The organism is Streptomyces sp. BBFR2 (assembly GCF_044497305.1).
GTDB lineage: Bacteria > Actinomycetota > Actinomycetes > Streptomycetales > Streptomycetaceae > Streptomyces.
Genome location: NZ_CP172415.1, coordinates 4,150,758 through 4,176,110, shown reverse-complemented (window position 1 = coordinate 4,176,110; position 25,353 = coordinate 4,150,758). Strand labels below are relative to the sequence as shown.

Here is a 25,353-nt window from a genome sequence, read left to right as displayed (position 1 = left end):
AACGCTCCCGCCATGAGCGACACCACCGCCGGCCGCCCCTCCGGCGGGCTGCTGCGTGGCCTGCCCTGGCTGGTCTGGCGCCGCCACCGCGCGGCGCTGACCATCGGCCTCGCCGTCACCGTGCTGCTCTGCGCGTACTTCGTGTACCAGCACTTCGCCGTCGTCGACTTCGTCCGGGAGTACGGCACCGAGCCCGGCGAGCGGACGACACTGGCGTTCGGCGAGCGGTTCGGCACCGTGTTCAACGGCGGGTCGGTGCTGCTGAGCGGCCTGCCCGCGCTCATCGGGCTCTTCCTCGGCGCCCCGCTGATCTCCGGCGAGCAGGAGCACGGCACGGTCCGGCTGGTCACCACGCAGTCCGTCAGCCGCGGCCGGTGGATCGCCGCGACCCTGGCGCTGCCCCTGCTCCTCGTCGTCCTCTGCACCACCGCGCTGTCGATGGCGTTCCGGTGGATGTGGGCCCCGGTGCACGTCCTCGCGTTCCACAGCGACTGGCTGAACAGCGGACCGTTCGACGTCACCGGCCCGATGCTGCCCGCCAAGGCGCTCCTCTTCGCGGTCTGCGGTATCGCGCTCGGCGTGGTCCTCAAGCGGATCCTCACCGCGATGGTCGCCACCGTCGTCTTCATGGGGGCGTTCAGCTTCGTCTGGGAGCGCGTCCCCGCCCACCTCGGCACCCTGCGGCGGATGTTCGCCCCGCTCGCCGACACCCCGCCGATCCCGGTGGACGCCATCTACATGGACAACTGGGTGGCCACCGCCGACGGCAAGCTCTACGGCTTCGGCACCTGCGCGGAGACGACCGAGTCCGCCACCACCGCCTGCGAGAAGAAGCTGGGCATCACCCAGAGCGTCACCGACTACTTCGGCTTCGACCAGATGGCGGGCATGCAATGGCGGGGCTCGCTCCTCATGCTGGCGGCGAGCGTGCTGATCCTCGGCTTCGTCATCTGGCGCGCCCACCGGCGGCCGCTCTGAGCGCCGCCCGGCCCACCGCCCCCGGTCACCTGCCGTGCCGCGCTTTGACACCCGGTAGCGGTCGCACCATCATCAATCGGTCGGGCCGTACGGAGTCCGGCACACGCGGCGCACGGCGATCGGGGCGGCCGGGCCCGCACGGAGCCGGCGGGCGACCGCGGCAAAAGGAAGAGCCGGAGAGGTGGTGAGCGTGGTCGAGTTCCGGATCGACCGGCGCAGTGGCGTGGCCACCTACCTCCAGATCGTCCAGCAGGTGCAGCAGGCGCTGCGTCTGGGCACCCTGGTCGAAGGCGACCGGCTGCCCACGGCGGCGCAGGTCGCGGCCACCACCAAGGTCAATCCGAACACCACGCTGAAGGCCTACCGCGAGCTGGAACGCGAGGGACTGGTCGAGCCGCGCCCCGGCCTCGGCACCTTCGTCAGCCGCACCCTGGCCCGCCCGGAATCGGCCGCCGACACCCGGCTCCGCGAGGAGCTGCGCGCCTGGATGACCCGGGCCCGCGCCGCCGGTCTCACCCGCGAGGACACCCAGGCCCTCCTCAACTCCGTCCTCCAGGACACCTACCAGGACGGCGGCTGAGCCCCCGCTCCGGCGGCTGACCTCCGCCGCCGGAGCCCGCCCGCCACCGCACCGCCCCCGGGAGCCCGCCGCTCCCGGGGGCGTCCGCCTTCCCGGAGCCCGCTCCCGTACGGGCCCGCTTGACCCTCACGTCACGTCAGGGCTCACCCTGAGAGGCGACGGGGGCGGCTCGCCCCGGCCCCTACGGGCGGGCCGGGGATCCGCCGTGAGAACCACAGGACGGACCAGGACGGAAGGCGCCGCGATGAGCTACACGGTCGGCCAGGTGTCCCGCTTCGCGGGCATCACGGTGCGGACGCTGCACCACTACGACAAGACCGGACTGCTCAGCCCCGGCGACCGCAGCCCCGCCGGATACCGCCGCTACACCGACGCCGACCTCGCCCGGCTCCAGCGGATCCTCTTCTACCGCGAGCTGGGCTTCCCCCTCGACGAGATCGCCACGCTCCTCCAGGCACCCGACGCCGACCTCCTCGACCGGCTGCGCGCCCGCCACCGACGCCTCACCGAGGAGATCGCCCGGCTCGGCCGCCTGGTGGAGGTCGCCGAACGCGCCATGGAGGTCCAGCGGACCGGCGTACGGCTGACGCCCGACGAACGCTTCGAGGTCTTCGGCGAGATCGCCTTCGACCTCAGCTACGCCGCCGACGCCCAGCACAAATGGCGCGACAGCGCAGGTCACCGGCGTGCGATGGCCCGCGCCGATTCCCACACCAAGGAGGACTGGGCCCGCCTGATGGCCCAGGCGGCGGCCTGGCGCACCCGCCTGCTCACCGCGTACGACGCCGAGGAACCACCGGACGGCCCGGTGGCGGTGGGGCTCGCCGAGGAACACCGCGCCCACATCAGCCGCTGGTTCACCCCCTGCCCCACCGATATGCACGCCCGCATCGCCGACGACTTCCTCACCGACCCCCGCGCCTTCGCCCTCCTCGTCCCCCCGTCCGAACAACGCCCCGGCCTCGCCTCCTACCTGCACACCGCCATCCACGCCAACGCGGTACGCGGCCCGAGGACCGGGACGGCGGAAGAGCCCCCGGAGGCGGGGCCCGGGAAGTCCGGCGGAGAGGCAGCGGCCCCGCCGGGGGCGTCCCGACGCGACCGGTGACATCCGGACCGGCAGGCCCAGGGACCTCCGGCACACCGGGGCCGAAGACTCCCGAGGCGGCCTGGCGAGGGCCCCGAGGCGACCGGAAGTCCGGACCGGCAGGCGCAGGGGCTTTCCCCCGCCGGGCCGAAGGCGCGCGAGGCGCCCCGACCGAAGGCTCCCGATGCGCCCTGGCCGAGGCCCGAGGCGCCGGCCCGAAGGCCCCGGCGCGCCGTGCCCCGGAAACTTCCGGACGGACCACGCCCCCTACGGGCCCGCACCACACACCCCGTTTCCCGCTCCCCGGCCACCGCGCCCGTCCCGCCGCACCGGCTCCGGACCGCGCGCCCACGGAAGGCCCACACCATGAAAATCCTCCTCACCGCCGCCGGTTCGTACGGTGACGTCGCCCCGTACACCGGGATCGGCGCCGCACTCGTCGCCGCGGGGCATGACGTGGCGATCGCCACGCACGACGGCTTCGCCCCGCTCGTCCGGGCCGCCGGGACCGAGTTCCGGCGGCTGCCCGCCGATCCTGGGCGGGCGGGCGGCTCCGGGCGCGGCGGGCGGGCCCTGATGCGTGCCGCCGCCGCGTTCGCCGGTGAGCTGGGGGCGGGCATGGCCGACGCCGTCGCCCCGGACACGGAACTGCTGCTGCTCTCCGCCACCACCGCCCCGCTCGGCCGCCACCTCCGCGAGGCGTACGGCATCCCCGCACTCGACGTTCCCCTCCATCCCACCGCCCCCACCAGGGAGTTCGCCCCCGTGGTGGCCGGCGGGCGGCACCTGGGCGGCTGGGGCAACCGTCTCGCGGGCCGCCTCGCCCCGCGCGTCGTCGACCGGCTGTACGCCGACGCGGCCCGCGCCCTCCGCGCCCGCCTCGGCCTGCCGCCCGCCGCCCCGGGCACCGTCCGCCGCCGCGCCGAGGCGCTCCGGCCGCGGGTGCTGCACGGCTTCAGCGAGGCCCTGCTGCCCCGGCCCGCCGACTGGCGCCCCGGCCTCGACGTCGTCGGCAACTGGTGGCCCTGGCACGCCCCCGATGCCCAACTCCCGCAAGTAATAAGGGAGTTCCTCGATGACGGCCCGCCCCCGGTCTTCGTCGGCTTCGGCAGCATGGCCGCCGGTGAGGGCGAACGCCTCGGCGACCTCGCCGTACGGGCCCTGCGCCGCGCCGGACTCCGCGGCATCCTCCAATCAGGCACCGCCGGCCTGACCGCCCCCGTCACCGGAATCCGCCACGAACCGGCGGTCCTCCCGCCCCGCCCGGCCAGGACCGCGGGCCCGGACACCCCCGCCGGTACCGGCTCCCGCTCCGCCGCCCCCGACGATTCCCGTACGGGTGCCCCCTCCCCTGAAGGCGCCGCCGTCCCACGGACGGGAACCCACGCCACCACCGGCCCCCTCGCGCACGCCTCGTCCGACGTCCTCACCATCGGGGAGGTGCCGCACGCCCTGCTCTTCCCCCGCACCGCGGCCGTGGTGCACCACGCGGGCGCCGGGACCTCGGCCGCCGCGCTCCGCGCGGGCGTCCCGAGCGTGCCCGTGCCCGTCACCGCCGACCAGCCGTTCTGGGCCCGGCGGCTGGCCGCACTGGGGGCGGCCACACCCCCGATCCCGTTCGCCGGACTCGCCGCCGACGACGCCGCCGGCCAACTGGCCGCGGCGCTCACCCGGGCCACCACCGAGCCCTCCTACCGGGCCCGCGCCGCCGACGCCGCCCACCGGATGGCGGCCGAGGACGGCATCGCCGCCGTCGTCTGCGCCGTGGCCCGCCTGGCGGGCTGACACCCGCACCGCACGGACGCACCAGGCCCCGGCCCGCCCGCACCGGCCCCGAACAGGCTCGCCCCGCTACTCCCCCGCTCCGGAACGCGCCCGCGCTCCCGCGCTGCGGGCCGTGTCCGCGATGCCCTGGAGCGCGGCCAGATGACCGGTCAACGCCGACTCTCCCGCGTCGGTGAGAGCGAGCCAGGTACGGGGCCGCTTGCCCGCGTATCCCTTGCGGATCGCGACGTAACCGGCCGCCTCCAACGCCGACGCGGCCTTGCTGAGGACCGAGTCGGACACCTGACAGCCGTCCCGTACGGCCGCGAACTCCGCCTCGTCGCAGGCGGAGAGGAACGCCATCACCGCCAGCCGGGTCGGGTGGTGGATCGCCGCGTCCCACCGCGGCTCCCCGGGCGCGCCGGGCCCGGTGCCGCCGCTCACGCCGCCCCCGGCGCGTCCCGCAGCCGCGCCAGCTCGCGCCGGGCGGCGGCGTTGCGCCACACGAAGTTGCCCCATACGCAAAGGCCCGCGACCACATACACCGCGAGCCGCTCCGCGAACGCGCCGGTCCCGAGCAGTCGCGCCGCACCCCAGGTCACCGCGCACGCCACCGCGGTGATCAACAGTCCGTAACGGCCGCGCCGCAGCCGCGCCCACAACGGCACGTACCGCACCACGCCGGTGCCGCGCGTGGCGAGCCACCGTACGAGGCGGACCGCCAGGACCCCGGCGAGTGCGACCACCAGCGCCACCAGGACCGGGAAGCCGTTCCGGTCCGCGCTCCAGCTCTGCGTGGCGCCGACCGCCACCACGATGAGCGCGAACACCGGGCCGCACCACGAGGGGAAGATCCGCGCCTGTATCGCGGCCCGCGCCCGGACCGCCTCCGCCTCCCGCAGCCCGCTCACCGCGTCCAGCGCCAGGGCCTCGGCCCCGCCACCCGCCCCATCCGGCGTACTGCCCTGCGCCGCCCTCACGTTGACCACCCCTCCCGGCACCCCGACCGGGCGCCGCACGTCGTGCACCCCACCCTGCCACACACTTTCCACTGCGGAAAATACTTTCCCGGGTGGACGTCACCACACAGGGGCCCGCTAGTCATACAAAGGGAACAAGTCGTACGGCTTGTACCCACTCGCCGAAACGAAGTCGATGGCAGGCCAGATGATCCGGTCGGCGACATACAGAATGGAGCCGTCATAAGCGGACTCCCCGCTCAGGCGCTCGGGCTGCTTGTTGGCCAGGAAAGCGAACGAGTAGCCGTCGTCACGCGATATCAAGAACCCCATCGTCCCGACCATCCAGCCGGAGTGCCCGGCCGATACCACCCGCCCGGGAATTTTCACCGGGGGCGAAGAAGGGGTAACGGGAGGCACATACATGGGAGGGCCGTGGAAGAGTTCCAGCCCCGCACCATAACCGGGCGCATCATCCGAGCCGAAAATCATTTGTGCTTTGGTTCCCCGCGTCAGCACACCCTCCCTCATGCTGAACACGCCTATCTCTTTCACCATCCTCAGCAGATCTATCGGGGTGGCGACCCATCCGCCGTGCGAGTCGAACAGGCCCACCCTGAGCTTGTAGGGGTTTCGCAACCCCTCTCCGAAATATTCGACTTCTCCGGAGTTCACGGCAGCAGGAGACTCGGACCCGATATGCATACGACTGATTCCGCACTTACTGAGCACGGCATCCTTCGCGTATTGCTCATAGGTTTTTCCGGTGACCTTCTCGATAACCCTCCCGAGGAGGCAGTAGCCGAAGTTGCTGTACTCGTAGAGCAGCCCCGGCGCCCGCATCGGAGGGCGCTCGTCCAGCATGTAGCCGATGATCTGAGCACGGGTCCTGCCCGGACTCGTGAACATCGGATCCAGCGGAGCGCCCACCGCGTCCAGGTCCGTCCAACCGCTCGTATGCTTCAAGAGGTGGCGCACCGTCAGCATGGTCGTGAAGCCGGTGTACGGCTTCGTGCCATAGGCGGTACCGAGAATTCCGTTGGTCCCGAACACCGTTCGGTCCAGAGTGATCCTGCCTTCCTGGGACAGCCTCATGACGCACGCGGCCGTCACCATCTTCGATATGCTCGCCACGCGGAAAGAATCACTTTCGGTGAGCGCTTGTGAAGTTCCGAACGGCCTCCTGGCCGAGCCGAAAGCGTCAGCGTATTCAAGCCTCCCGTCCCGCATGATGGCGATCGAGATCCCTGGAACGCTGTACTTCACCAAGTAGTTACGGATGTCCCGTTCGAGCCTCGCTCCGTAGAGCTCCTCACGCGACCGTTTCTGGTCCGCCAGAAGTTTCATCAAAGCAATCAATGCGGGTGGGATACGTATGGTCATGGCGACCTCTCACAGGCTTCCGGCGAAAGCGGTCCCACCGGTTCGACCACCCGGCCCACGAGAATCCGAACCCCGGCGGACCGCCCCATCGCGCGCCTCACGCCGATATTTTCATTTTAGGAGCGTCCGGTGCGAGTGCACCCGGGAGACGGCCCGCCCCTTGAGCCCGCGACCGCCCGACACCTCGGGGGTTTCGCGGCACACGGCGCTCCCGCCCCTACCGGCACCGGTGGCGGCTCCCGCATCCATGACGCGCCCTCGCCGACGGCCCACCCGACACCCCGACGGCGCCCGGCCCCGCACCGCAGGTGGAGCCCGGCCGCGTGCCTCAACTGACGCTCACCGAGCCTCACTTGATGCTCTAAAATAACGCCCCCTACTGGACTCTCCTGGACACCAGAAGGAGCGTTGTGGACGCCGAGACGGTGGCACGCGCCTCAACCCCCGGGACGGCGGCACCGACCGCCCGCCCCCACCCCTCCACCGGACTCCCGAACGGCGCCCCGCGATGACCGAACAGCCCCGGCCCGCCCCCGCGGAGCCCCCGCAGCCGCCGCCCGGCCAACCGTCCACCCCCACCGCCTCGTTCACCGCGCACGCCACCGACCAGGCACGGACGTACCAAGCCGGCCGCGACCTCCACGAGCACCACCACTACCCGCCTTCGCCGCCCGCCCCCGCCCGGCCGAACCGCCCCGTCCCCGCCGGCGTCACCTGGTCGCTGGTCACCGCGGCGATCCTGGCCCTCGGCACCGTCACCGGCGTGGTCCTGTGGGAGCGGCACAAGACACCAGCCACCGGCCCGGCCACCGCGACCGGCCCGACCGGCACCACCACCCCGGCCTCCCCCACGGCCACCACCCCGCGCCCGAGCCCGTCACCGGACCGCCCCACCGGCGCCCCGACCACACCCACCGCGACGCCCACCGAACGGCCCGCCGCACCCGCCGCGTCCACGGACCCCGCCGACTCCGGCCCCGTCCCCAACCCCGCGGCGGGCAACTGCCGTTCCTGGACGACGAGTCCCCAGGCTCCCGGCGTGCAGGTCCGCTCCTGCGCCCGCCGCGAAGGGGACCGCCTCTACATGGTCGGCGAATGGCGCACCACGTCCGGCCACGCCCTCGTGGACGTCTATCTCTGGCTGGAGGACTCCGCCAAGAAGGTCGTCTACCCCGGCCCCGACAAGCGCAGCGGCATCGGCTTCCACGCCATGCCCGCCTACCCCACCCCCCGCGACGACGCCCCGCAGTGGCGCGAGATCGAGGTCCGCCAGGACCTGGTACGCGGCGAGAGGTACCAGGTGTGCGCCTACGTGATCACCGCCGACGGCCCCGCCCCGGAGGCCGCGAGCCCCGGCACGACCGGCCTCCAGTACGGAATCACCTACCGCTGACCGACCGGCCCCGGCCCGTACGGAACGCACCGCCCGGCGGCGCGCCCGCCCGACCGGGGCCACCGCCCCCTCAACGCCCCCCAACGCAGAAATCCCGCCCGATCTTCAAGATCGGGCGGGATTCCAAGAACTCTTCCAGAAGAGTCCGCCGGTGGACCTGAGGGGATTCGAACCCCTGACCCCCTCGTTGCGAACGAGGTGCGCTACCAGCTGCGCCACAGGCCCTTGCGACGAGTGAAACTCTAGCACCTCGACGGCGGTGCTCGGAAATCGCTTCCCGCGCTGGTCAGCGGCGGGCTACTCGTTCGCGGCGCGGGGGCGGTCGTAGTCGTCCGGGCCGGCGGCGTCGTCGGGTGCCGGGGAGGCGTACTGGTCGAACAGCGGGGTGCGGCCCCGGGAGCGGCGGGACGGGGCGGGCCGGTCCTGGCGCTGCGGGGGCTCGGGGTGCTCGGCGGCGGCGCTGGAGCGGGCGGAGCTCCAGGCGTCGTCGGTGTCGAGGTCGACGTGGCTGGTGGCGCGGGGGGCGACCGGCGCGGTGACGTAGGTGGGGAGCGGTACGGGGACCGGCTCCCAACTGCCGGAGCCCGGGTGCGGGCGCTCCCGCTCGCGCTGCTGGTCGACCCACTCGGCGTGGTCGGTCTCCTCCACGAGGGCGCGGCGGCCGGCCGCCTGGGCGGGCTCGGGGCGTGGCTCCGGGTGGGGCTCGGCCGGGGCGTCAGCGGCGGGGTCGGCCGGGTGATCGGCGGCGGGCGGCTGGTCGGCCGCCCGCGGAGGGCGGGGGCGGCCCTCCCGCAGCCGTTGCGCCGCCGCCTCCGCCTTGCGCTGATCCATGGTGAAGGTGAAGCGGCGCCGCTCCTGGGTGCGGAGGTAGACGATGTACGCGCTCAGCAGGAGGGCGGGGGCGGCGGGGGCCCAGAGGAAGGCGGTGCCGCCGACCGCGGCGACGATCGCGCCGACGGTGAAGGCGAGGAAGAGCACCGTGATGGTGCGCCGGCGGCGGGCGAGGACCTTGGCCCGCTTGGCGCGTTCCCCGAGTGAGGGGCGCGGCGGGTGGGCGGCGACCCGGGTGCGGGGGTCGGTCGCGGGGTCGCCGGGGGGCCGGGCGTCGGCCTCGTCGGGCCGGTGGTCCGGTTCCTGCTCGTCGGCGGCATCGTCGGCGAGACCGTCCTGCTCCTTGTCGTAGCGGCGCTGCATGGCCGCTCGGCCGGAAAGGAGCCGGATCGCCGTACTGAAGCGCTCCGTGGGACGCGCTTCGTTCAGCTCGTCCTGCCTACGGAGCCACATCGGCACCAAGTAGGCAGCCCAGGCCCCGACGATGACTGCGTAGATGAGGCCGCTGCTTCTCACGACTCACACGGTAGAGGGGTTTGCGGGGGGCCATCCGCCAATTGGGCCGGTGTGTCGCACGATCTGGCTGATATCTCGAACTTTTTTTGTGATTGTTGAGATCAGCACTCTTCGGATGTGGCCATTCGATGGAGTAATTCGAACAGGTATTTTATTTGTGGGATGTGCTGGGCTTCTGCCGTCGCCAGCGGTTCAGCATCCCTTCGGGGACCTCATCCGCGGTCAGCGCGAATACCACGTGGTCACGCCAGGCGCCGTCGATGTGCAGATAGCGCGGGCGCAGCCCCTCCTCACGGAATCCGAGTTTCTCCACCACCCGGCGGCTGGGGGCGTTCTCGGGGCGAATGCACACCTCGACGCGGTGCAGTCCCACACCCCGGAAGCAGTGGTCGACGGCGAGTGCGACGGCGGTCGGAATGACACCGCGGCCGGCTACCTCGCGGTCCACCCAGTAGCCGATATGGCCCGAGCACATCGAACCCCAGGTGATTCCGGCGACGGTGAGCTGACCGGCCAGCCGGCCCCGGTATTCGACGACGAACGGCAGCATCCGGCCCGCGTACGCCTCGGCCCGCAGATGGCGGACCATCTGACGGTAGGTCGGGCGGTGCGGTACGGGGATGCCGGGCGGGGGCGGCGGGACCGTCGCCTCCCAGGGGCGCAGCCAGTCGCGGTTGCGGACGTTGACCTCGCGCCAGGCGCGCTGGTCGCGCAGCTTTATCGGCCGGAGGGTGACGTCGTTGTCCGTGAGGACGACCGGCCAGGGCGCGTTCAGTGGGTGCTCCGCGGAGGTCTGGGGTGGTCGCCGCCGCGGATCTGGTCGACGGCGTGCGGCAGGAGAGCGGCGAGGACGGCGAGGCCGTCGCGGACACCGCCGGACGAACCGGGGAGGTTGACGATCAAGGTGGTGCCGGCGATACCGGCCAGCCCGCGGGAGAGCGCCGCGGTGGGCACCGCCTCGCGGCCCGCGGCGCGCAGCGCCTCCGGGATACCGGGGATGTCCCGGTCGAGGACGGCGCGGGTGGCCTCGGGCGTGCGGTCGGTGGGCGAGAGGCCGGTGCCGCCGGTGGTGACGACGGCGTCGTACCCGGCGGCGACCGCCTCGCGCAGGGCCTGCTCGACGGGCGCGCCGTCCGGGACGACGCGCGGCCCGTCGACCGTGAAGCCCATGGCCGTCAGCCCCTCGGCGAGCAGCGGGCCGCCCTTGTCGGGGTAGACGCCGGCGGCCGCGCGGTTGGAGGCGGTGATGACGAGGGCGCGCGGGGCGGTCATCCCCGGCTCCAGTCGCCGGACTTGCCGCCGGTCTTCGTCTCGACCCGTACGTCGGTGATCACGGCCGCCTTGTCGACCGCCTTGACCATGTCGACGACGGTGAGTGCGGCGACGGACACCGCGGTCAGGGCCTCCATCTCGACGCCGGTGCGGTCGGTGGTGCGGACCGTGGCGGCGATCTCGACGGCGTCGTCGGCGACGGTGAGGTCGACCGTGACGCCCGAGACGGCGAGGGGGTGGCAGAGCGGGATCAGCTCCGGGGTGCGCTTGGCGCCCATGATCCCGGCGATCCGGGCGGTGGCCAGTGCGTCGCCCTTGGGCAGCCCCTCGCCCCGGAGCAACGCGATGACCTGCGGCGACACCAGGACGCGGCCGGTGGCGCGGGCGGTGCGGGCGGTGACGTCCTTGGCCGAGACGTCGACCATCCGGGCGGCGCCCGCCGCGTCGAGATGGGTGAGGTGTTGCTGGCCGCTGCTCATTGTTCTCCTGGTCCGCGCTGCCGCCTGTGGGACGACACCGTACCCCTGGGGCGCGGCGGCTACCCGAGCAGGACGACGTCGACGCTCTCGCCCGCGTCGACCCCGATGGTGTCCTCGGGGACGACGATCAGGGCGTTGGCCTGGGCGAGCGCCCCGATGAGGTGGGAGCCGGCGCCGCCGACCGGGGTGACCGTCCCGGCGTCCGCGTCGTAGGAGCCGCGCAGGAACTGGCGGCGGCCCTCCGGGGAGCCGGTGATCGCCTCCGTGCACGCGGCGGGGACGGTGGTGCGGTGCACGTCGGGCAGGCCCATGAGCGTGCGGATGGCGGGGCGGACGAAGAGTTCGAAGGAGACGTACGCGCTGACCGGATTGCCGGGGAGGGCGAGCAGCGGGATGCGGTCGGGGCCGAGGAGGCCGAAGCCCTGGGGTTTGCCGGGCTGCATGGCGAGCCGGCGGAACTCGACGGTGCCCTCCTCGGCGGAGAGGTCCGTGAGCGTCTCCTTGACCACGTCGTACGCGCCGACGCTGACGCCGCCGCTGGTGACCAGCAGATCGGCGCGGATGAACTGGTCCTCCAAGGTGGCGCGGAGGGTGTCCGGTTCGTCGGCGACGGCGCCGACGCGGTAGGCGATGGCGCCGGCGTCCCGGGCGGCGGCGGTGAGCTGGAAGCTGTTGGAGTCGTGGATCTGCCCGGGGCCCAGGCTCTCGCCGGGCTGGACCAGTTCGCTGCCGGTGGACAGGACGACGACGCGGGGGCGGGGCCGGACCCGTACGGTGCCGCGGCCGATGGCGGCGAGCAGGCCGATCTGCGGCGGGCCGAGGACGGTACCGGCACGCAGTACGCGCTCGCCCGCGGTGACGTCGCTGCCCGCGGCGCGGATGTGGGCGCGGGCGGCGGCCGGGCGGTGCACCCGGACCTCGCCGGAGGCGCCCGCGGGGGACGCGCCGTGGGCCGCCATGGAGTCGGCGGGGCCGCCGCCGCTGCCGCCGTCGGTCCACTCGACGGGGACGACGGCCTCGGCGCCGGGCGGAACGGGCGCGCCGGTCATGATGCGGGCGGCCTGACCGGGACCGACGGCGGGCAGCTCACCGCTGCCCGCCGCGACGTCGCCGATGACGGTGAGGGTGGCGGGGAACTCCTCGGTGGCGCCCTCGACATCGGCGACGCGGACCGCGTAGCCGTCCATGGAGCTGTTGTCGAACGGCGGGAGCGCGGCCGGAACGGTGACGTCCTCGACCAGGACGCACCCCTGGGCGTCGAGCAGTTGCAGCTCGATCGGGTCGAGGGGGCGGATCTTGGCGAGGACGTCGTCGAGATGGCCGGCCACCGACCAGACACGGTGCGGACGGCGGGTCGGGTCGGTGGTACCGCTCAAGGCCCTACAACTCCTCGGTGACGTAACTGCGCAGCCAGGTCCGGAACTCCGGGCCCAGGTCCTCACGTTCGCATGCCAGTCTGACAATGGCACGGAGGTAATCGCCGCGGTCGCCGGTGTCATAGCGGCGGCCCTTGAAGACGACGCCGTGCACCGGACCGCCCAGGGACGGGTCGGCGGCGAGCGTCTGGAGGGCGTCGGTGAGCTGGATCTCGCCGCCGCGGCCGGGGGCGGTCTCGCGCAGCACGTCGAAGACGGCCGGGTCGAGGACGTAGCGGCCGATGATGGCGAGGTTGGAGGGGGCGTGCTCCGGGTCGGGCTTCTCGACGAGGTCCGAGACCACCACGACGTCGTCGTCGCCCGTGGGGGTGGCGGCGGCGCAGCCGTAGAGGTGGATCTGGGCCGGGTCGACCTCCATGAGGGCGATGACGGAGCCGCCGTGCCGCTCCTGTATGTCGATCATGCGCTGGAGCAACGGGTCGCGCGGGTCGATGAGGTCGTCGCCGAGGAGGACGGCGAAGGGCTGGTCGCCGACGTGCGGGGCGGCGCAGAGGATGGCGTGGCCCAGGCCCTTGGGGTTGCCCTGGCGGACGTAGTGCATGGTCGCCAGGTCGCTGGACTCCTGGACCTTGGCGAGGCGGGATTCGTCGCCCTTGCGGTGCAGCGCCTCTTCCAGCTCGTAGTTGCGGTCGAAGTGGTCCTCCAGGGGCCGCTTATTGCGGCCGGTCACCATGAGGACGTCGGAGAGTCCGGCGGCGGCCGCCTCCTCCACCACGTACTGGATGGCGGGCTTGTCGACGACCGGCAGCATCTCCTTGGGCGTGGCCTTCGTGGCGGGCAGAAAGCGGGTGCCGAGGCCGGCCGCCGGGATGACAGCCTTGCTGATCCGGGGGTGCGATGGGGTCATGCGGAGCACCATAACCGGACCGTTCGCGACGATGATGAGCGTCCGGTTAACACTCTCCGAGAGCGGGAGCGGGGCCACACGGTGAGCGTGGATCACAGTAGAAAACAGAGGTTGCGACGGCGTCTCCTGGAGGTGAGAAGAGCGTTGCCGTCCGATGTCGCGGCGGTTTCCGGGGACCGGCTCGCACACCGGGCACAGGGGCTGACGGAGCTGGCGGACGCCCGGACGGTGGCGGCGTACGTGTCGGTGGGGCGCGAGCCGTCCACCCGCGCGCTGCTGGAGCGGCTGCGCGGCGCGGGGACGCGGGTGCTGCTGCCGGTGCTGCTGGCCGACAACGACCTGGACTGGGCGGTGTACGAGGGCGCGGAACGGCTGGTCAAGGCGGGTCGCGGGCTGCTGGAGCCGACCGGTCCACGGCTGGGCCCCGAGGCGGTGACGGCGGCGGACACGGTGCTGCTGCCGGGGCTCGCGGTGGACCGGAACGGCGTGCGGCTGGGGCGCGGCGGCGGCTCGTACGACCGGGTGCTGGCACGTCTGGAGCGGGCCGGGGCGCATCCGGCGACGGTGGTGCTGCTGTACGACGGCGAGGTGCTGGACGAGGTACCGGCGGAGGCGCACGACCGGCCGGTGGACGCGGCGGTGACACCGTCGGAGGTGTGGCGGTTCACGGCATAGGCCGGACTTCGGGTAGCGCTTTCCGGCCGTTGCGTGTTGGCCGAAAAGGGAGGCCGGGAGCCGGGCCACGAGGTGAGGCGGGGCGGGCCGCCGGGTGAGACAGGGCGGGCCTTGCGCAGCCACCTCGGGCGAGCCGCCGTACGGAGCGGTGCCGTCATGCGTCCAGGCCCAGGCCCTCGTACGGGGCCGGGCCGTCATGGGGGGCCGGGGCGGGCGCCACCTCCGGCGAGCCGCCGTCCGGGGCCGGCCGTCATACGGGACCGGGCCGCCGGGAGCCGCCTCGGGCCGGGCCGCGGGGCAGGAGCCACCTCGGGTCAGGCCGCGGGGCAGGGGCAGGGGCCACCTCGACCTCGGCCGCGCTGCCCGGGTCCGCCCTGCGCGGCGGGACCGCCGTGCGGGCCGGGTCCGCCGTGCGGGGCCGGGTCCGCCGTGCGGGGCCGGGTCCGCCGTACGGAAGCCGCCTCGGCCGGGGCCGGATCCGTCCCGCTCCGGCCCAGGCCCGAGTGACCGGAACGATCCGGGCGACCGGAACAGCCCGCCCTGCCGGTCCGGAAAACGGCCCCGGCCCCCGGCCGCGTCGCGCGGTCGGAGGCCGGGGCCGTGGTTCACGGGCCGGAGGCCGTCAGGGGGTGAGGGTCAAGGTGTCCTTGGTGCCCTTCTTGACGGCTTCCTCGCCGAAGGCCCAGGGGAGGAGTTCGCCCTTGGCCCACTTGTCGGTCTGGTCGTAGTAGTGGGCGTCGTAGGCGTGGCCGGAGGCGCCGGTGAGGTTGATCCAGCGGGACTTGTCGAGGTCGGCGAGGTTGACGACCATCCGCATCGACGGGACCCAGGTGACGCCGTAGCCGCCGGAGGCGTTCCAGCCGGTGGCGTTGACCGCCGCCTCGCCGCCGCCGACGTTCCACGGACCGCGGTTGAAGAGGCCCTGGAGGAAGCCGGGGCCCTCGGTGCCGAGGGTCTGGTTCTTCAGGAAGAGCTGGTGCAGGCGGCCCCAGGTCCAGTTGTCGATGTTCTTGCCCAGCTTGGAGGTCAGCTCGTAGCGGGCGTCCTTCATGGCGTGGGCGAGGAGCTGGTCGCGGTTCTCGGCACCGGGGTGGCCGGGCAGGTCCGCCGTCTTCCACCAGGCGTTGTCCGGATCGTCGAGGATCGAGCGGACCACCTCGTACCAGCGGTCGCCGCCGTCGGGCTGGGCCATGTCGGGGGCGCGCTCACCGCATTCGCGGACGAACTTGTCGAGGTCTTCGACAGGTCCGGTGCCCGCGGCCGGACGGACGGTCAGGCACTCGCCCTTGACCCGCAGCTCCTTGGGCATCTTGTTGCCGAAGGCGAGCTTGAGGAGGTTGCGCCAGACGCCGTTGAAGTAGGCGGCGGCCGCGGAGTCCGGCTCCTGGGTGAAGTCCCAGCCGTCGAGGAGCTGCTGCGCCTCGCGGACGTACGGGTCGGAGATGTTGACCTTGGTGAGGTACGGCGTCAGGATCCGGGCGATCTGGCTGCTGTTGTCCTGCTGGAAGCTCTGCATGTCGTCCGTGGAGACCTTGCCGCCGTCCTTGATCTTCGACTCGATGAGGTCGTTGATCCGCTGGCTGCGGGCGCCGTAGCCCCAGTCCTTGGTGAGGAGGTAGGGGTACTTCTTCTCGTCGACGACGGCCTGGTTGGCGGTGACGATGTAGCCGCGGGCGGGGTTGTACTCCCAGGGCAGCGCGGACTGCGGGATGGTGCCGGTCCAGCGGTAGGCGGAGTCCCAGCCGGGGGCCGGGAGGGAGCCGTCACCCTTGGCGCGGACGGGGATGCGGCCGGGGGCCTGGTAGCCGATGTTGCCCTTGGTGTCGGCGTAGATGAGGTTCTGCGAGGGGACCTCGAAGTCGGCGGCGGCCTTGCGGAAGTCCGTCCAGTCCTTGGCGCGGTTCAGCTCGAAGACGGCGTCCATGGACTTGCCGGGGTCGAGCGCGGTCCAGCGCAGCGAGATGGCGTAGCCGTCGCCGCGGTCGGGGGCGGCGTTGCCGACGGGGGCCCGCTTGCCGACGGTGGCCAGCTCGTCGTCGCGGTCGGAGACGAGGGGGCCGTTGGCGGTGGAGCGGACGGTGATCTCGTGGCTCGGTCCGCCGGCGACCTTGATGGTCTCCTTGCGGGTGGTGAAGGGGCGGTGGCGGCCGTCGTAGAGGTAGCCGTCGGTGGTGATCTTCTCCAGGTACAGGTCGGTGACGTCGGCGCCGAGGTTGGTCATGCCCCAGGAGACGTCCTGGTTGTGGCCGATGATCACGCCGGGCATGCCGGAGAAGGTGTAGCCCGCCACGTCGTAATTGCACTTCGGGCCGGTGGCGCGGCAGTGCAGGCCCATCTGGTACCAGAGCGAGGGCATCTGCGGGGCGAGGTGCGGGTCGTTGGCGAGCAGCGGCTTGCCGGTGGTGGTGTGGGAGCCGGCGACGACCCAGGAGTTGGAGCCGATGCCGTTGCCGTTCGGGCCGAGCAGCGCCGGGACCTTGTCGAGCGACGTGGAGAGCGCGGAGAGCTGCTTCTGGAGGCTCTGGGCGGCGCCGCCGGGGGTGCCGTTCGCGGTGGTGCCGGTGCCGTGGCCCTTGGGGTCGAACTCCTTGGTGACGGGGTTGACCGCGCCGCCCTCGACGATCGGCTTGTTCCGCTTGTACGGGTAGGCCGGATACAGGTCGGCGATCTGCCGCGCGTCGAGCCGGCTCGTCATCAGGGAGCGGTCGATCTCGTCCTGCATGTTGCCGCGCAGGTCCCAGGCCATGGCCTTGAGCCAGGCCACCGAGTCGACGGGCGTCCACTGCTCGGGCTTGTAGTCGTTCTGGAGGTCCAGCGCCGCGTACTCCAGGGAGAGCGCGGAGCCCTCGTGGTCCTTGAGGTAGGCGTTGACGCCCGCGGAGTACGCCTGGAGGTACTTCTTGGTGGCCGGCGACAGCTTGGTGTCGTACTCCCGCTGTGCGACGCGGTGCCAGCCCAGGGTGCGCAGGAAGGAGTCGGTGTCGACCTGGTCCTTGCCGAACATCTCGGAGAGGCGGCCGGCCGTCATGTGGCGGCGGACGTCCATCTCCCAGAAGCGGTCCTGCGCCTGGACGTAGCCCTGTGCGCGGAAGAGGTCCTCATCGGTGTCGGCGTAGATCTGGGGTATGCCGTGCGCGTCGCGGCGGACGTCGACGGGGTCGGTCAGCCCCGCGAGCTTGAGCGACCCGGTGGTCTGCGGGAACGACGCCCGCACGGTGTTCACCCCCCAGAAGGCGCCGAAGGCGATGCCCGCCACGAGCAGCAGCACGACCGCGACGGCGACGAGGCGGCCGCGCCGCCCCTTCTTCTTTTTGGGGGCTGGGCCGGTCTTGTTGGCGGGCATCTCTGTCCTTCGAGGGGCAGGGTGGGAGTGCTGGAGCAACCATAGGCGCACGGGTCGCGCGGCCCCTACGCGGAGTCATGACCAGCGCATCCGAGGTTCAAGCGATGGTAAATTGTTAGCCTCAGTAACTAGATACGGTAAGGATTACGCCACGGAAAGGCACCGGACCCGGCTCCGGACCGCGCGCGGAAGGACCAGCTCCTGACTGTCCACCATCTCAACCAACTCCTGCTGATCTGCTCGCTCGTACTGCTCGTCGCGGTGGCCGCGGTGCGGCTCTCCTCGCGCAGCGGGCTGCCCAGCCTGCTCATCTACCTCGGGATAGGCATCGCCCTGGGGCAGGACGGACTGGGCGGCGTGGACTTCAGCAACGCCGAGCTGACACAGCTTCTCGGCTACGCCGCCCTGGTCGTGATCCTGGCCGAGGGCGGTCTCGGGACGAAGTGGAAGGAGATCCGGCCCGCCCTGCCCCGGGCGGCGCTGCTCTCCACGCTCGGCGTCGCGGTGAGCGTGGGGGTCACCGCGACCGGAGCGCACTACCTCGCCGGGCTGGAATGGCGTCAGGCGCTGCTGGTCGGCGCGGTGGTGTCCTCGACGGACGCCGCCGCGGTCTTCTCCGTCCTGCGCTCGGTACCGCTGCCGTCCCGCCTGACGGGTGTCCTGGAGGCCGAGTCCGGCTTCAACGACGCCCCGGTGGTCATCCTCGTCGTCGCCTTCTCCACCGCCGGTCCGGTGGAGCACTGGTACGTCCTGATCGGCGAGATCGCCCTGGAGCTGGCGATCGGCGCGGCCGTCGGCCTGACCGTCGGCTGGCTCGGCGCGTACGGGATGCGGCATGTGGCGCTGCCCGCCTCGGGCCTGTACCCGATCGCCGTCATGGCCATCGCGATCTCGGCGTACGCGGCGGGCGCGCTGGCGCACGGCTCGGGCTTCCTCGCCGTCTATCTGGCCGCGGTGATCCTCGGCAACGCCAAGCTGCCGCACTCCGCGGCGACCCGCGGGTTCGCCGAAGGGCTCGGCTGGATAGGCCAGATCGGCATGTTCGTCCTGCTGGGCCTGCTGGTGACGCCGCACAACCTCCTCGACGACATCGTGCCCGCGCTGCTGATCGGCCTGATCCTGACGGTGGTGGCCCGGCCGCTGTCGGTCTTCCTCGGGCTGTTGCCGTTCCGGGTGCCGTGGCGGGAGGAGGCGCTGCTGTCCTGGGCCGGACTGCGCGGTGCGGTGCCCATCGTCCTGGCCACCATCCCGATGGTGGGCCGGGTGCCCGGCAGCGAACGCGTCTTCAACATCGTCTTCGTCCTCGTCGTGGTCTACACCCTCGTCCAGGGCCCGACGCTGCCGTGGCTGGCGCGGCGGCTGCGGCTCGGCGAGGAGGAGGCGGCCGACCTGGGCATCGAATCGGCACCGCTGGAGCGGCTCCGCGGCCATCTGCTGTCCACCTCGATCAGTGCCACCTCCCGGATGCACGGCGTGGAGGTAGGGGAGCTGCGGATGCCGGCCGGCGCCGCGGTCACCCTCGTCGTCCGCGACGGCGAGAGCTTCGTCCCGACGCCGACGACGGTGCTGCGGCACGGTGACGAACTGCTGGTCGTCGCCACCGACCAGGTCCGCGACGCGGCGGAGAAGCGGCTCCAGGCGGTCTCCGCCGGCGGCAAGCTGGCCGGCTGGCTGGGCACCGCGGTGGAGGCGCCGGCCGAGGCGGTGCGCCGCCACGGGTGGCGGCGGAAGACGCCCGCCACCGCCGGGCACGGTACGGACCGGCGCCGCCCGCACCGCGACTGACGGCCGGTGCGCCGCCCCGGCGGGCGGCGCACCACCGATTCCGAAGGAGAACCCCGTCCGGCCCCGGCCGATCCCAGGGCCGTACACCTACCGGCCTGTACAATCCCTTCAGCACATCACCACACCACTCTGCCTGATGCAGAGCTGGCGCGACCGCTCGGCGGCCGCGGCCCGGTGCGGGCCACGCGGTATCACTCGGTCCTGCGCGAGAGGACAGCTCTCGGCGCACCACCCGTGAGCACTCGCGGTCGTGCGCTACCAGGCGGCAGAAAGGCCCGGCCGTGGCATCCGCGGTCAAGGACTCCCGTCCCGGATACGGACAACTGCTGCGCACCCCCGGTGCGTGGACCTTCCTCCTGCCCGGCTTCCTGGCCCGGCAGCCCTTCGCCATGCTGACGATCTCCATCGTCCTGCTGGTGGAGCACACCACCGGCTCCTACGGCACCGCCGGTACGGTCTCGGCGACCACCGGCGTCGCGATGGCGCTGTTCGCCCCGCAGAGCGGCAAGCTCGCCGACCGGTTCGGGCAGCGCGCGGTGCTGCTGCCCGGCGTGCTGGTGCACGTCGCGGGTATCGCCGCGCTGATCGCGCTGGCCCTCTCGCACGCGCCCCTGTGGGCGCTGCTCGCCGTCGCGGTGCCCACCGGTGCCTCGACGCCGCAGGTCGGCCCGATGGTGCGGGCCCGGTGGGCGGCGCGGCTGGGCGGCAGCCCGCTGATGCCGACGGCGGCGGCGTTCGAATCGGTCACCGACGAGTTCACCTTCGTCGTCGGTCCGGTGCTGGCCACGGCGCTGTGCACCGGCGTCCACCCGGCGGCCGGACTGATCGCCGAGGCGGCGCTGACGCTGGCCGGCGGACTGCTCTTCGCGGCGCAGCGGCGCAGCCAGCCGCCGGTCCACCGCGACCGCCCGGGGGACGCGCCGCACGTCTCGGCGCTGTCGGTCCCCGGGGTGCGGGTGCTGATCGTGGCGTTCCTCGGCATCGGCGCCGTCTTCGGCGGCATGCAGGTCACGCTGACCGCGTTCACCCAGGACATCGGCCGCCCCGGCATCAACGGCGTCCTCTACGGCATCTTCGCGGCGGGCAACATGCTGGCCGGTGTGGCCTGCGGCGCCCTCGCCTGGAAGACCGGCCCGCGCCGCCGGCTGCTCGTCGCGTACGGGCTGCTGGCGCTGGCGACCGTCCCGCTGTGGGCGATCACGGCGGTGCCGCTGCTGGCGGCGAACGGCCTGGTCATCGGGTTGTGCATCGCCCCGGCGCTGATCACCGGCTACACGCTGGTGGAGTCGCTGGTCCCGGCGGGCGCCCGTACGGAGGCGTTCACCTGGCTGACCGGCGCGGTGGCGCTGGGCCAGGCGGCGGCCGCGACCTCGGCGGGCCGGCTGGCCGACGCGTACACGCCGAGCAGCGGCTTCCTCGTGCCGCTGGCCGGTACGGCGCTGGCGTTCGCGGTGCTGCTGACGCTGCGCTCCCGGCTACTGCCCCGGGGGACGAGCCGGGTGGTGGCGCCGTCCGGAGCGCCCTCGGGCGAGGCGGAAGACGACGCGGCGGAGCGTGGGGTCGGTCACCGTACGGCGGCCACAGTGGACTGACGCGCCGGAATACTGCACTATGGATCGTCGTTAGCACTCATCGAGTGAGAGTGCCAGGAGGAAGTCACAGTGCCGACCTACCAGTACCAGTGCACCGAGTGCGGCCAGGGCCACGAGGCGGTGCAGAAGTTCACCGACGACGCGCTCACCGAGTGCCCCCGCTGCCAGGGACGCCTCAAGAAGGTGTTCTCCGCGGTCGGCATCGTCTTCAAGGGCTCCGGTTTCTACCGCAACGACAGCCGCGGCGCGTCGTCCAGCAGCAGCCCGGCGAAGTCCTCCTCCTCGACGAGCACGTCCGACTCCGCCTCGTCCGGCTCCGGCTCGGACACGAAGTCGTCGTCCACCTCGTCGACCGGCTCCTCGTCCTCGTCGACGAGCAGCACCTCGTCCTCGGCGAGCAGCAGCTCCGCCGCCTGATCCCCGCTTCCCCGGACCCCCGCCGTCGCACCGACGGCGGGGGTCCGGTGCGTGCGGGGCACCCCGTAGGCTGACCGGCATGGCTGACGCGGAGATTGGCGTCATCGGCGGATCGGGTTTCTACTCCTTCCTCGACGACGTGACCGAGATCACGGTGGACACCCCCTACGGGAGCCCCAGCGACTCCCTGTTCCTCGGCGAGGTCGCCGGCCGGCAGGTCGCCTTCCTGCCCCGTCACGGGCGCGGCCACCACCTTCCGCCGCACCGCATCAACTACCGCGCCAACCTGTGGGCGCTGCGCTCCGTCGGCGTCCGGCAGGTCCTCGGCCCGTGCGCGGTGGGCGGGCTGCGCCCCGAGTACGGACCGGGCACGCTGCTCGTTCCGGACCAGGTCGTGGACCGCACCAAGACGCGCGCCCAGACGTACTTCGACGGTGTCCCGCTCCCCGACGGCAGCATTCCGCGCGTCTTCCACCTGCCGTTCGCCGATCCGTACTGCCCCGGCGCCCGGGCCGCCGCGCTGACGGCGGCGCGCGGCCGTCAGTGGGACGCGGTGGACGGCGGCACGCTCGTGGTGATCGAGGGGCCGCGCTTCTCCAGCCGCGCCGAGTCCCGGTGGCACGCCGCCCAGGGCTGGTCGGTGGTCGGCATGACGGGCCACCCCGAGGCCGCGCTCGCCCGCGAACTGGGCCTCTGCTACGCCTCGTTGACGCTGGTCACAGACCTGGACGCGGGCGCCGAGACGGGCGAGGGCGTCTCCCACCACGACGTCCTCGAAGTCTTCGGGAAGAACGTCGGCCGGCTGCGCGAGGTCCTCTTCGACGCGGTCGGCGCCCTCCCGGCCACCGGCGACCGGAGCTGTGGATGCGCGGCTGTGCACGACGGGTGGGAGCTGGGGATCGAGCTGCCGTAGGGGCGCCGTGAGCCCCGGGTGAGGCTCGCGAGCGGACTCCGGGGCGGGCTTCCCGAGGCGCGCGTGGCCTGCGGGTACGGGCGCGAGCCGGGCCTTCCGGGGGGCCGGTCCGGTACGGCCTTCCGGGAAGATGTGGCTTCCGGGCGCGGTTTTGCGGGTGCGGGCTTGCGGGTGCGAGCTTGCGGGCGCAGGCCCGGCTCGCGGGCCGGTCCGTGGTGGCCTTCGGGGCGGTTCCCTCGGGCGGGTGGCGGAGTTTTCCCCATCCGCCGGGGCCGTCCACAGGCCCGCGCACGGGGCGGGGAGAGCGGGCACGGTGGGTGGCGTCGGTCCCGTTCCCTCACCGCAGGCGGTGTTCCCGTGCCTCACGCCCCGATCCTCCCGTCCGCTCCGCACGCCCTGCGCCCGGCCCCGCCTCCGGTGCCGCTGCCCGCGCCCGCGCCGTGTGAGGTGCCCCACTTCCCGCCGCTGCGGCCCGGTGGCGCGCGGCGTCCGTGGCGCCGGGCCGCCTGGTGGCGGCTGACCGCGGCGGGGCTCGCGATCACGGCCGCGACATGGGCATTCGGGGAGTTATCGGACGGGGGCGGGGCTCCGTCCGGTGCCGGATGCGCCTCACCGTCGGCGCCGGAGGGGCGGTAGTCCATGGGGCAAGATCGAGTGGCATCCGTTTCCCGGCCGCGCGAGACTTTTCCGGGCGGCGGGGTCGCTGCCGCATGTCGCCCGGAGCGCGCCCGTTTTTTCCCCGGCGCCCCGGATGTGATCCGTACTGACGCTCTGGTCGCTCACTGGTTCGTGTGGGGCGGCTGGACACCGCTGCCCCGCCCTGACGTAAGTTGCGGTGCTGTTTATTTGGGCACCGTCCGTAGAGCACATGGAGAAAGGCCGACCGGTGAGCGAGAGCAAGAGCGTCCTGCAGGGATTCAAGGACTTCCTGATGCGGGGCAACGTCATCGAACTCGCGGTGGCGGTGGTCGTCGGTGCGGCCTTCACCAACATCGTGAACGCGGTGGTCAAGGGCGTGATCAACCCGATCGTCGGCGCCTTCGGTTCGCAGAACCTCGACAACTACAAGACCTGCCTCACCACCTGCGTCGTCGACAAGAAGACGGGCGAGTTCACCGACGGGATCTACATCCTGTGGGGCTCGGTCCTCAGTGCGGTGCTGACGTTCCTGATCACCGCCGGTGTCGTCTACTTCCTCATGATCCTTCCGATGAACAAGTGGAAGGAGCGGGTGGACGCCCGCAAGCCGGTGGACGACAGCCCGGCGGAGCCGACCGAGGTCGAGCTGCTGGCGCAGATCCGCGACACCCTGATCGCGCAGCGCAACGGCTCCTCCTCCTCGTCGGCGTCGGAAGCCGTCGGAACGGTCATCACGCAGAAGACACAGTCGTAGCGGAAGCCCGCGGACGACCAGGACCGCTCCACCGCCTCGTTCAGAGGTGGTGGGGCGGTTTTTCGTCGAGGAAGCGCCGGAGGTCGGCGGCGCTGTCGGCGGAGGCGCCCGTGGGGCGCTCACCCCAGCCGCGGTCCGAGTCGTCGTCCGAGCGGCGGGAGAGCGGATCGTCGAAGATCAGCGCGGCACGGGCGCGGCGGCGCGCGGCGGCCGCCCGCTCCTCGTCGGTGTCCCGGTCCGGCCGCCTGTCGGCGGAGCCGTGGGGCGGCCGGTCCTCCGCCGATTCGTCCTGGTCCGCCCGGCCTTCCGGCCGCGGGTCCTCGGCACGGCTTCCGGTGGCGGGCGTGGTGGCAGGCGTGCCGCTCTCCGGGGCCGGGCCCGGTGATACGGGCGCGGGCCTCGGGTCCTGGGGGTCCGCCGGGTCGGGTGCGGGGGTGGTGCTCACCCTCTCAGGGTACGGCCGCTCCCGGCGTTGCCCCGGGGCGGCCGGGGCGAGGTGCGGGCCAGGTCCTGGGCGCGGCCGGGCGGCCCGGCACCGTCACGGCGCCGGTCGCGCCCGCCCGGCTACCGACCGTCCGTGCCCCGCGCCCGCCCCCGGTGCGCTCCCGGGAACCGTCGGCCCGAACGTGCCTGGGCGACGGCGGGGCCAACCCTCGCCGGGGCAGGGGCGCCGCGCGTTCCGGGCGCGGCGCGGTGCCGGGCCCCGGGGTGGGCCGTAGGGAAGCGGCTGACGGGCCGGGTACAGGGAGTGAACGTGGAAATCGCCTCGTACGGCGGGGTGTTCGCGGCGCTGCGCACCGCCGATCCGCCAGCCCGCCGGTCGGCAGCGGCACGGGGCCGATGCTCGGCTGCCTGACGGCCGGCACCCTCGGCTTCGCGTCCGCCGTCCGTCCGGTGCACCGTGCCCGCCGGATCGGTCTCGACCGGCCATCTGCTGCTCGCCCGCGCACCGGCGGCACCGGCGGCGCAGACGGCGCAGACGGCACCGTACGCGCCGCGGCCCTGCCCGGCCCGGGGGTACGGCCGCATGTCCCGGAGGGCCATCCGGGCGCGGTCCCGCCCTCGGGGTAGGGGGCGGACCGGGGGCTCAGTCCCGTTCCAGCTCCTCGTGCCACCAGTGGTCGCGGCCCGGGGTCCAGCCCACCGGGCGGGCGCAGCGGCTGACGACGAGGACGGGGGTGGCGGGAGCCGTCGTGTCCCGGCAGTCGGCATGGTTCAGGGCCCGGTCCAGGACCGGCTTCACGGGGTGGACGGCCCCTTCCCAGAACGCCGCATCCGCGGTGATCAGTACCTGGGCGCGCGTCTCCCGTATACGGGAGGCGAGTTGCGGGGCGGTGAGCTGCACCGGGAGCGTGACCCGGATGGCGTCCAACTGCCCGCAGGCGAGTGTGACGATCACTGATTCCGGGACCAGCGGCAGATGGACGGCGACCCGGCCGCCGGCGACGGCGCCGAGGCGGCGCAGCGCGGCCGCGGCCCGCTCCGCCCGGTCGAGGAGCATGCCGTGGGTCAACTCCTCCAGCCGGCCAGGCTCCCCGGACCAGGTCAGCGCGGGCCGCGAGCCGCCCGGCCGGCGGCCACCCCGCGGCTCGCTGGGGCCATCTGCATGCTCTGAGGTCACACGGCGCAACATACGGATCAGTGTGAAGATCGCCGATCAACGATCGCTGAACGTCCGTTGTACGCGCCCGGCCACCGACGTGGCGGGGC

At 73.0% G+C, this 25,353-nt stretch carries 23 protein-coding genes and 1 tRNA gene; 11 read left to right on the top strand and 13 right to left on the bottom strand.

Annotated features, from left to right (window positions below):
• Nucleotides 1–12 precede the first annotated feature (12 nt).
• The 4 genes from ACGH2B_RS16910 (at nt 13) to ACGH2B_RS16895 (ending at nt 4,430) form a co-directional block, all read left to right on the top strand.
• A complete protein-coding gene (locus ACGH2B_RS16910; RefSeq protein ID WP_399089754.1) occupies nt 13–978 on the top strand; it encodes an ABC transporter permease subunit in 966 nt (321 codons plus the stop codon).
• A 181-nt stretch (nt 979–1,159) separates the two neighbouring features.
• A complete protein-coding gene (locus ACGH2B_RS16905) occupies nt 1,160–1,558 on the top strand; it encodes a GntR family transcriptional regulator (RefSeq protein WP_399089751.1) in 399 nt (132 codons plus the stop codon).
• 244 nt (nt 1,559–1,802) lie between these two features.
• Nucleotides 1,803–2,666 (top strand): MerR family transcriptional regulator, encoded by an 864-nt coding sequence (locus ACGH2B_RS16900; protein ID WP_399089748.1) that lies wholly within the window; start codon nt 1,803–1,805, stop codon nt 2,664–2,666.
• A gap of 345 nt (nt 2,667–3,011) precedes the next feature.
• Complete coding sequence (locus ACGH2B_RS16895; RefSeq protein WP_399089745.1) at nt 3,012–4,430, top strand: glycosyltransferase; 1,419 nt, start codon at nt 3,012–3,014, stop codon at nt 4,428–4,430.
• Between the two features lie 66 nt (nt 4,431–4,496).
• Here ACGH2B_RS16895 and ACGH2B_RS16890 read toward each other — a convergent pair whose 3' ends face one another.
• The 3 genes from ACGH2B_RS16890 to ACGH2B_RS16880 all read right to left on the bottom strand — a co-directional run bounded on the left by ACGH2B_RS16890 (nt 4,497) and on the right by ACGH2B_RS16880 (nt 6,715).
• Complete coding sequence (locus ACGH2B_RS16890; protein ID WP_399089742.1) at nt 4,497–4,853, bottom strand: winged helix-turn-helix domain-containing protein; 357 nt, start codon at nt 4,851–4,853, stop codon at nt 4,497–4,499.
• The gene (locus tag ACGH2B_RS16885) at nt 4,850–5,389 is read right to left on the bottom strand and encodes a hypothetical protein (protein ID WP_399089739.1); all 540 of its coding nucleotides are present in this window, start codon (nt 5,387–5,389) and stop codon (nt 4,850–4,852) included. Before ACGH2B_RS16885 ends, ACGH2B_RS16890 begins: the two co-directional genes overlap by 4 nt.
• A 117-nt stretch (nt 5,390–5,506) precedes the next feature.
• Nucleotides 5,507–6,715, bottom strand: a complete 1,209-nt coding sequence (locus tag ACGH2B_RS16880; protein ID WP_399089736.1) for a serine hydrolase domain-containing protein — start codon at nt 6,713–6,715, stop codon at nt 5,507–5,509.
• A 544-nt stretch (nt 6,716–7,259) separates the two neighbouring features.
• Here ACGH2B_RS16880 and ACGH2B_RS16875 point away from each other — a divergent pair.
• A complete protein-coding gene (locus ACGH2B_RS16875; RefSeq protein ID WP_399089733.1) occupies nt 7,260–8,144 on the top strand; it encodes a hypothetical protein in 885 nt (294 codons plus the stop codon).
• A gap of 152 nt (nt 8,145–8,296) precedes the next feature.
• Here ACGH2B_RS16875 and ACGH2B_RS16870 read toward each other — a convergent pair.
• The 7 genes from ACGH2B_RS16870 to galU form a co-directional block, all read right to left on the bottom strand.
• Nucleotides 8,297–8,369: transfer RNA gene (locus ACGH2B_RS16870), tRNA-Ala, on the bottom strand.
• A 72-nt stretch (nt 8,370–8,441) separates the two neighbouring features.
• Complete coding sequence (locus ACGH2B_RS16865; protein ID WP_399089731.1) at nt 8,442–9,491, bottom strand: hypothetical protein; 1,050 nt, start codon at nt 9,489–9,491, stop codon at nt 8,442–8,444.
• Nucleotides 9,492–9,642: 151 nt separating this feature from the next.
• Nucleotides 9,643–10,266 carry a GNAT family N-acetyltransferase gene (locus ACGH2B_RS16860; protein WP_399097071.1) on the bottom strand — a complete coding sequence of 208 codons (624 nt, stop codon included), beginning with the start codon at nt 10,264–10,266 and terminating at the stop codon, nt 9,643–9,645.
• Complete coding sequence (locus ACGH2B_RS16855) at nt 10,263–10,763, bottom strand: molybdenum cofactor biosynthesis protein B (RefSeq protein WP_399089728.1); 501 nt, start codon at nt 10,761–10,763, stop codon at nt 10,263–10,265. The genes ACGH2B_RS16860 and ACGH2B_RS16855 overlap by 4 nt, the downstream gene beginning before the upstream one ends.
• The gene (gene moaC, locus ACGH2B_RS16850; protein ID WP_399089725.1) at nt 10,760–11,242 is read right to left on the bottom strand and encodes a cyclic pyranopterin monophosphate synthase MoaC; all 483 of its coding nucleotides are present in this window, start codon (nt 11,240–11,242) and stop codon (nt 10,760–10,762) included. The genes ACGH2B_RS16855 and moaC overlap by 4 nt, the downstream gene beginning before the upstream one ends.
• 59 nt (nt 11,243–11,301) lie before the next feature.
• A complete protein-coding gene (glp, locus tag ACGH2B_RS16845; RefSeq protein ID WP_399089722.1) occupies nt 11,302–12,618 on the bottom strand; it encodes a gephyrin-like molybdotransferase Glp in 1,317 nt (438 codons plus the stop codon).
• A gap of 4 nt (nt 12,619–12,622) precedes the next feature.
• On the bottom strand, nt 12,623–13,525 hold the full coding sequence (gene galU, locus ACGH2B_RS16840) for a UTP--glucose-1-phosphate uridylyltransferase GalU (protein WP_399089719.1): 903 nt from the start codon (nt 13,523–13,525) through the stop codon (nt 12,623–12,625).
• Nucleotides 13,526–13,612: 87 nt separating this feature from the next.
• Between galU and ACGH2B_RS16835 the strand changes: the two genes are divergently transcribed.
• Nucleotides 13,613–14,200, top strand: coding sequence for a 5-formyltetrahydrofolate cyclo-ligase (locus ACGH2B_RS16835; RefSeq protein ID WP_399089716.1), 588 nt, complete (start codon nt 13,613–13,615; stop codon nt 14,198–14,200).
• 622 nt (nt 14,201–14,822) lie between these two features.
• Here ACGH2B_RS16835 and ACGH2B_RS16830 read toward each other — a convergent pair.
• The gene (locus tag ACGH2B_RS16830; protein WP_399089713.1) at nt 14,823–17,543 is read right to left on the bottom strand and encodes a penicillin acylase family protein; all 2,721 of its coding nucleotides are present in this window, start codon (nt 17,541–17,543) and stop codon (nt 14,823–14,825) included.
• A 201-nt stretch (nt 17,544–17,744) separates the two neighbouring features.
• Here ACGH2B_RS16830 and ACGH2B_RS16825 point away from each other — a divergent pair, with 201 nt between their 5' ends.
• The 5 genes from ACGH2B_RS16825 to mscL all read left to right on the top strand — a co-directional run bounded on the left by ACGH2B_RS16825 (nt 17,745) and on the right by mscL (nt 23,643).
• Nucleotides 17,745–19,328, top strand: coding sequence for a potassium/proton antiporter (locus tag ACGH2B_RS16825; protein WP_399097068.1), 1,584 nt, complete (start codon nt 17,745–17,747; stop codon nt 19,326–19,328).
• 281 nt (nt 19,329–19,609) lie between these two features.
• On the top strand, nt 19,610–20,920 hold the full coding sequence (locus tag ACGH2B_RS16820; RefSeq protein ID WP_399089710.1) for an MFS transporter: 1,311 nt from the start codon (nt 19,610–19,612) through the stop codon (nt 20,918–20,920).
• Between the two features lie 69 nt (nt 20,921–20,989).
• Nucleotides 20,990–21,337: an FmdB family zinc ribbon protein gene (locus ACGH2B_RS16815; RefSeq protein WP_399089707.1), complete on the top strand. Its 348-nt coding sequence runs from the start codon at nt 20,990–20,992 to the stop codon at nt 21,335–21,337.
• A gap of 79 nt (nt 21,338–21,416) precedes the next feature.
• Nucleotides 21,417–22,250, top strand: a complete 834-nt coding sequence (locus tag ACGH2B_RS16810) for an S-methyl-5'-thioadenosine phosphorylase (protein WP_399089704.1) — start codon at nt 21,417–21,419, stop codon at nt 22,248–22,250.
• A gap of 886 nt (nt 22,251–23,136) precedes the next feature.
• Complete coding sequence (gene mscL / locus ACGH2B_RS16805) at nt 23,137–23,643, top strand: large conductance mechanosensitive channel protein MscL (RefSeq protein ID WP_399089701.1); 507 nt, start codon at nt 23,137–23,139, stop codon at nt 23,641–23,643.
• Between the two features lie 40 nt (nt 23,644–23,683).
• Here mscL and ACGH2B_RS16800 read toward each other — a convergent pair whose 3' ends face one another.
• Together ACGH2B_RS16800 and ACGH2B_RS16795 are read right to left on the bottom strand one after the other, a co-directional pair.
• Nucleotides 23,684–24,088 carry a hypothetical protein gene (locus ACGH2B_RS16800; protein WP_399089698.1) on the bottom strand — a complete coding sequence of 135 codons (405 nt, stop codon included), beginning with the start codon at nt 24,086–24,088 and terminating at the stop codon, nt 23,684–23,686.
• A 642-nt stretch (nt 24,089–24,730) separates the two neighbouring features.
• Entirely contained in the window at nt 24,731–25,264 is a 534-nt protein-coding gene (locus tag ACGH2B_RS16795; protein WP_399089695.1) for an AMP-binding protein, read from the bottom strand.
• Nucleotides 25,265–25,353 lie beyond the last annotated feature (89 nt).

Bases quoted from the DNA above. Each gene is read 5' to 3' on its own strand.
- galU (WP_399089719.1), bottom strand. From the start codon at position 13,525: ATGACCCCATCGCACCCCCGGATCAGCAAGGCTGTCATCCCGGCGGCC.
- ACGH2B_RS16830 (WP_399089713.1), bottom strand. From the start codon at position 17,543: ATGCCCGCCAACAAGACCGGCCCAGCCCCCAAAAAGAAGAAGGGGCGG.
- ACGH2B_RS16855 (WP_399089728.1), bottom strand. From the start codon at position 10,763: ATGACCGCCCCGCGCGCCCTCGTCATCACCGCCTCCAACCGCGCGGCC.
- moaC (WP_399089725.1), bottom strand. From the start codon at position 11,242: ATGAGCAGCGGCCAGCAACACCTCACCCATCTCGACGCGGCGGGCGCC.
- ACGH2B_RS16810 (WP_399089704.1), top strand. From the start codon at position 21,417: ATGGCTGACGCGGAGATTGGCGTCATCGGCGGATCGGGTTTCTACTCC.
- ACGH2B_RS16895 (WP_399089745.1), top strand. From the start codon at position 3,012: ATGAAAATCCTCCTCACCGCCGCCGGTTCGTACGGTGACGTCGCCCCG.
- ACGH2B_RS16910 (WP_399089754.1), top strand. From the start codon at position 13: ATGAGCGACACCACCGCCGGCCGCCCCTCCGGCGGGCTGCTGCGTGGC.
- ACGH2B_RS16875 (WP_399089733.1), top strand. From the start codon at position 7,260: ATGACCGAACAGCCCCGGCCCGCCCCCGCGGAGCCCCCGCAGCCGCCG.
- ACGH2B_RS16880 (WP_399089736.1), bottom strand. From the start codon at position 6,715: ATGAAACTTCTGGCGGACCAGAAACGGTCGCGTGAGGAGCTCTACGGA.
- ACGH2B_RS16900 (WP_399089748.1), top strand. From the start codon at position 1,803: ATGAGCTACACGGTCGGCCAGGTGTCCCGCTTCGCGGGCATCACGGTG.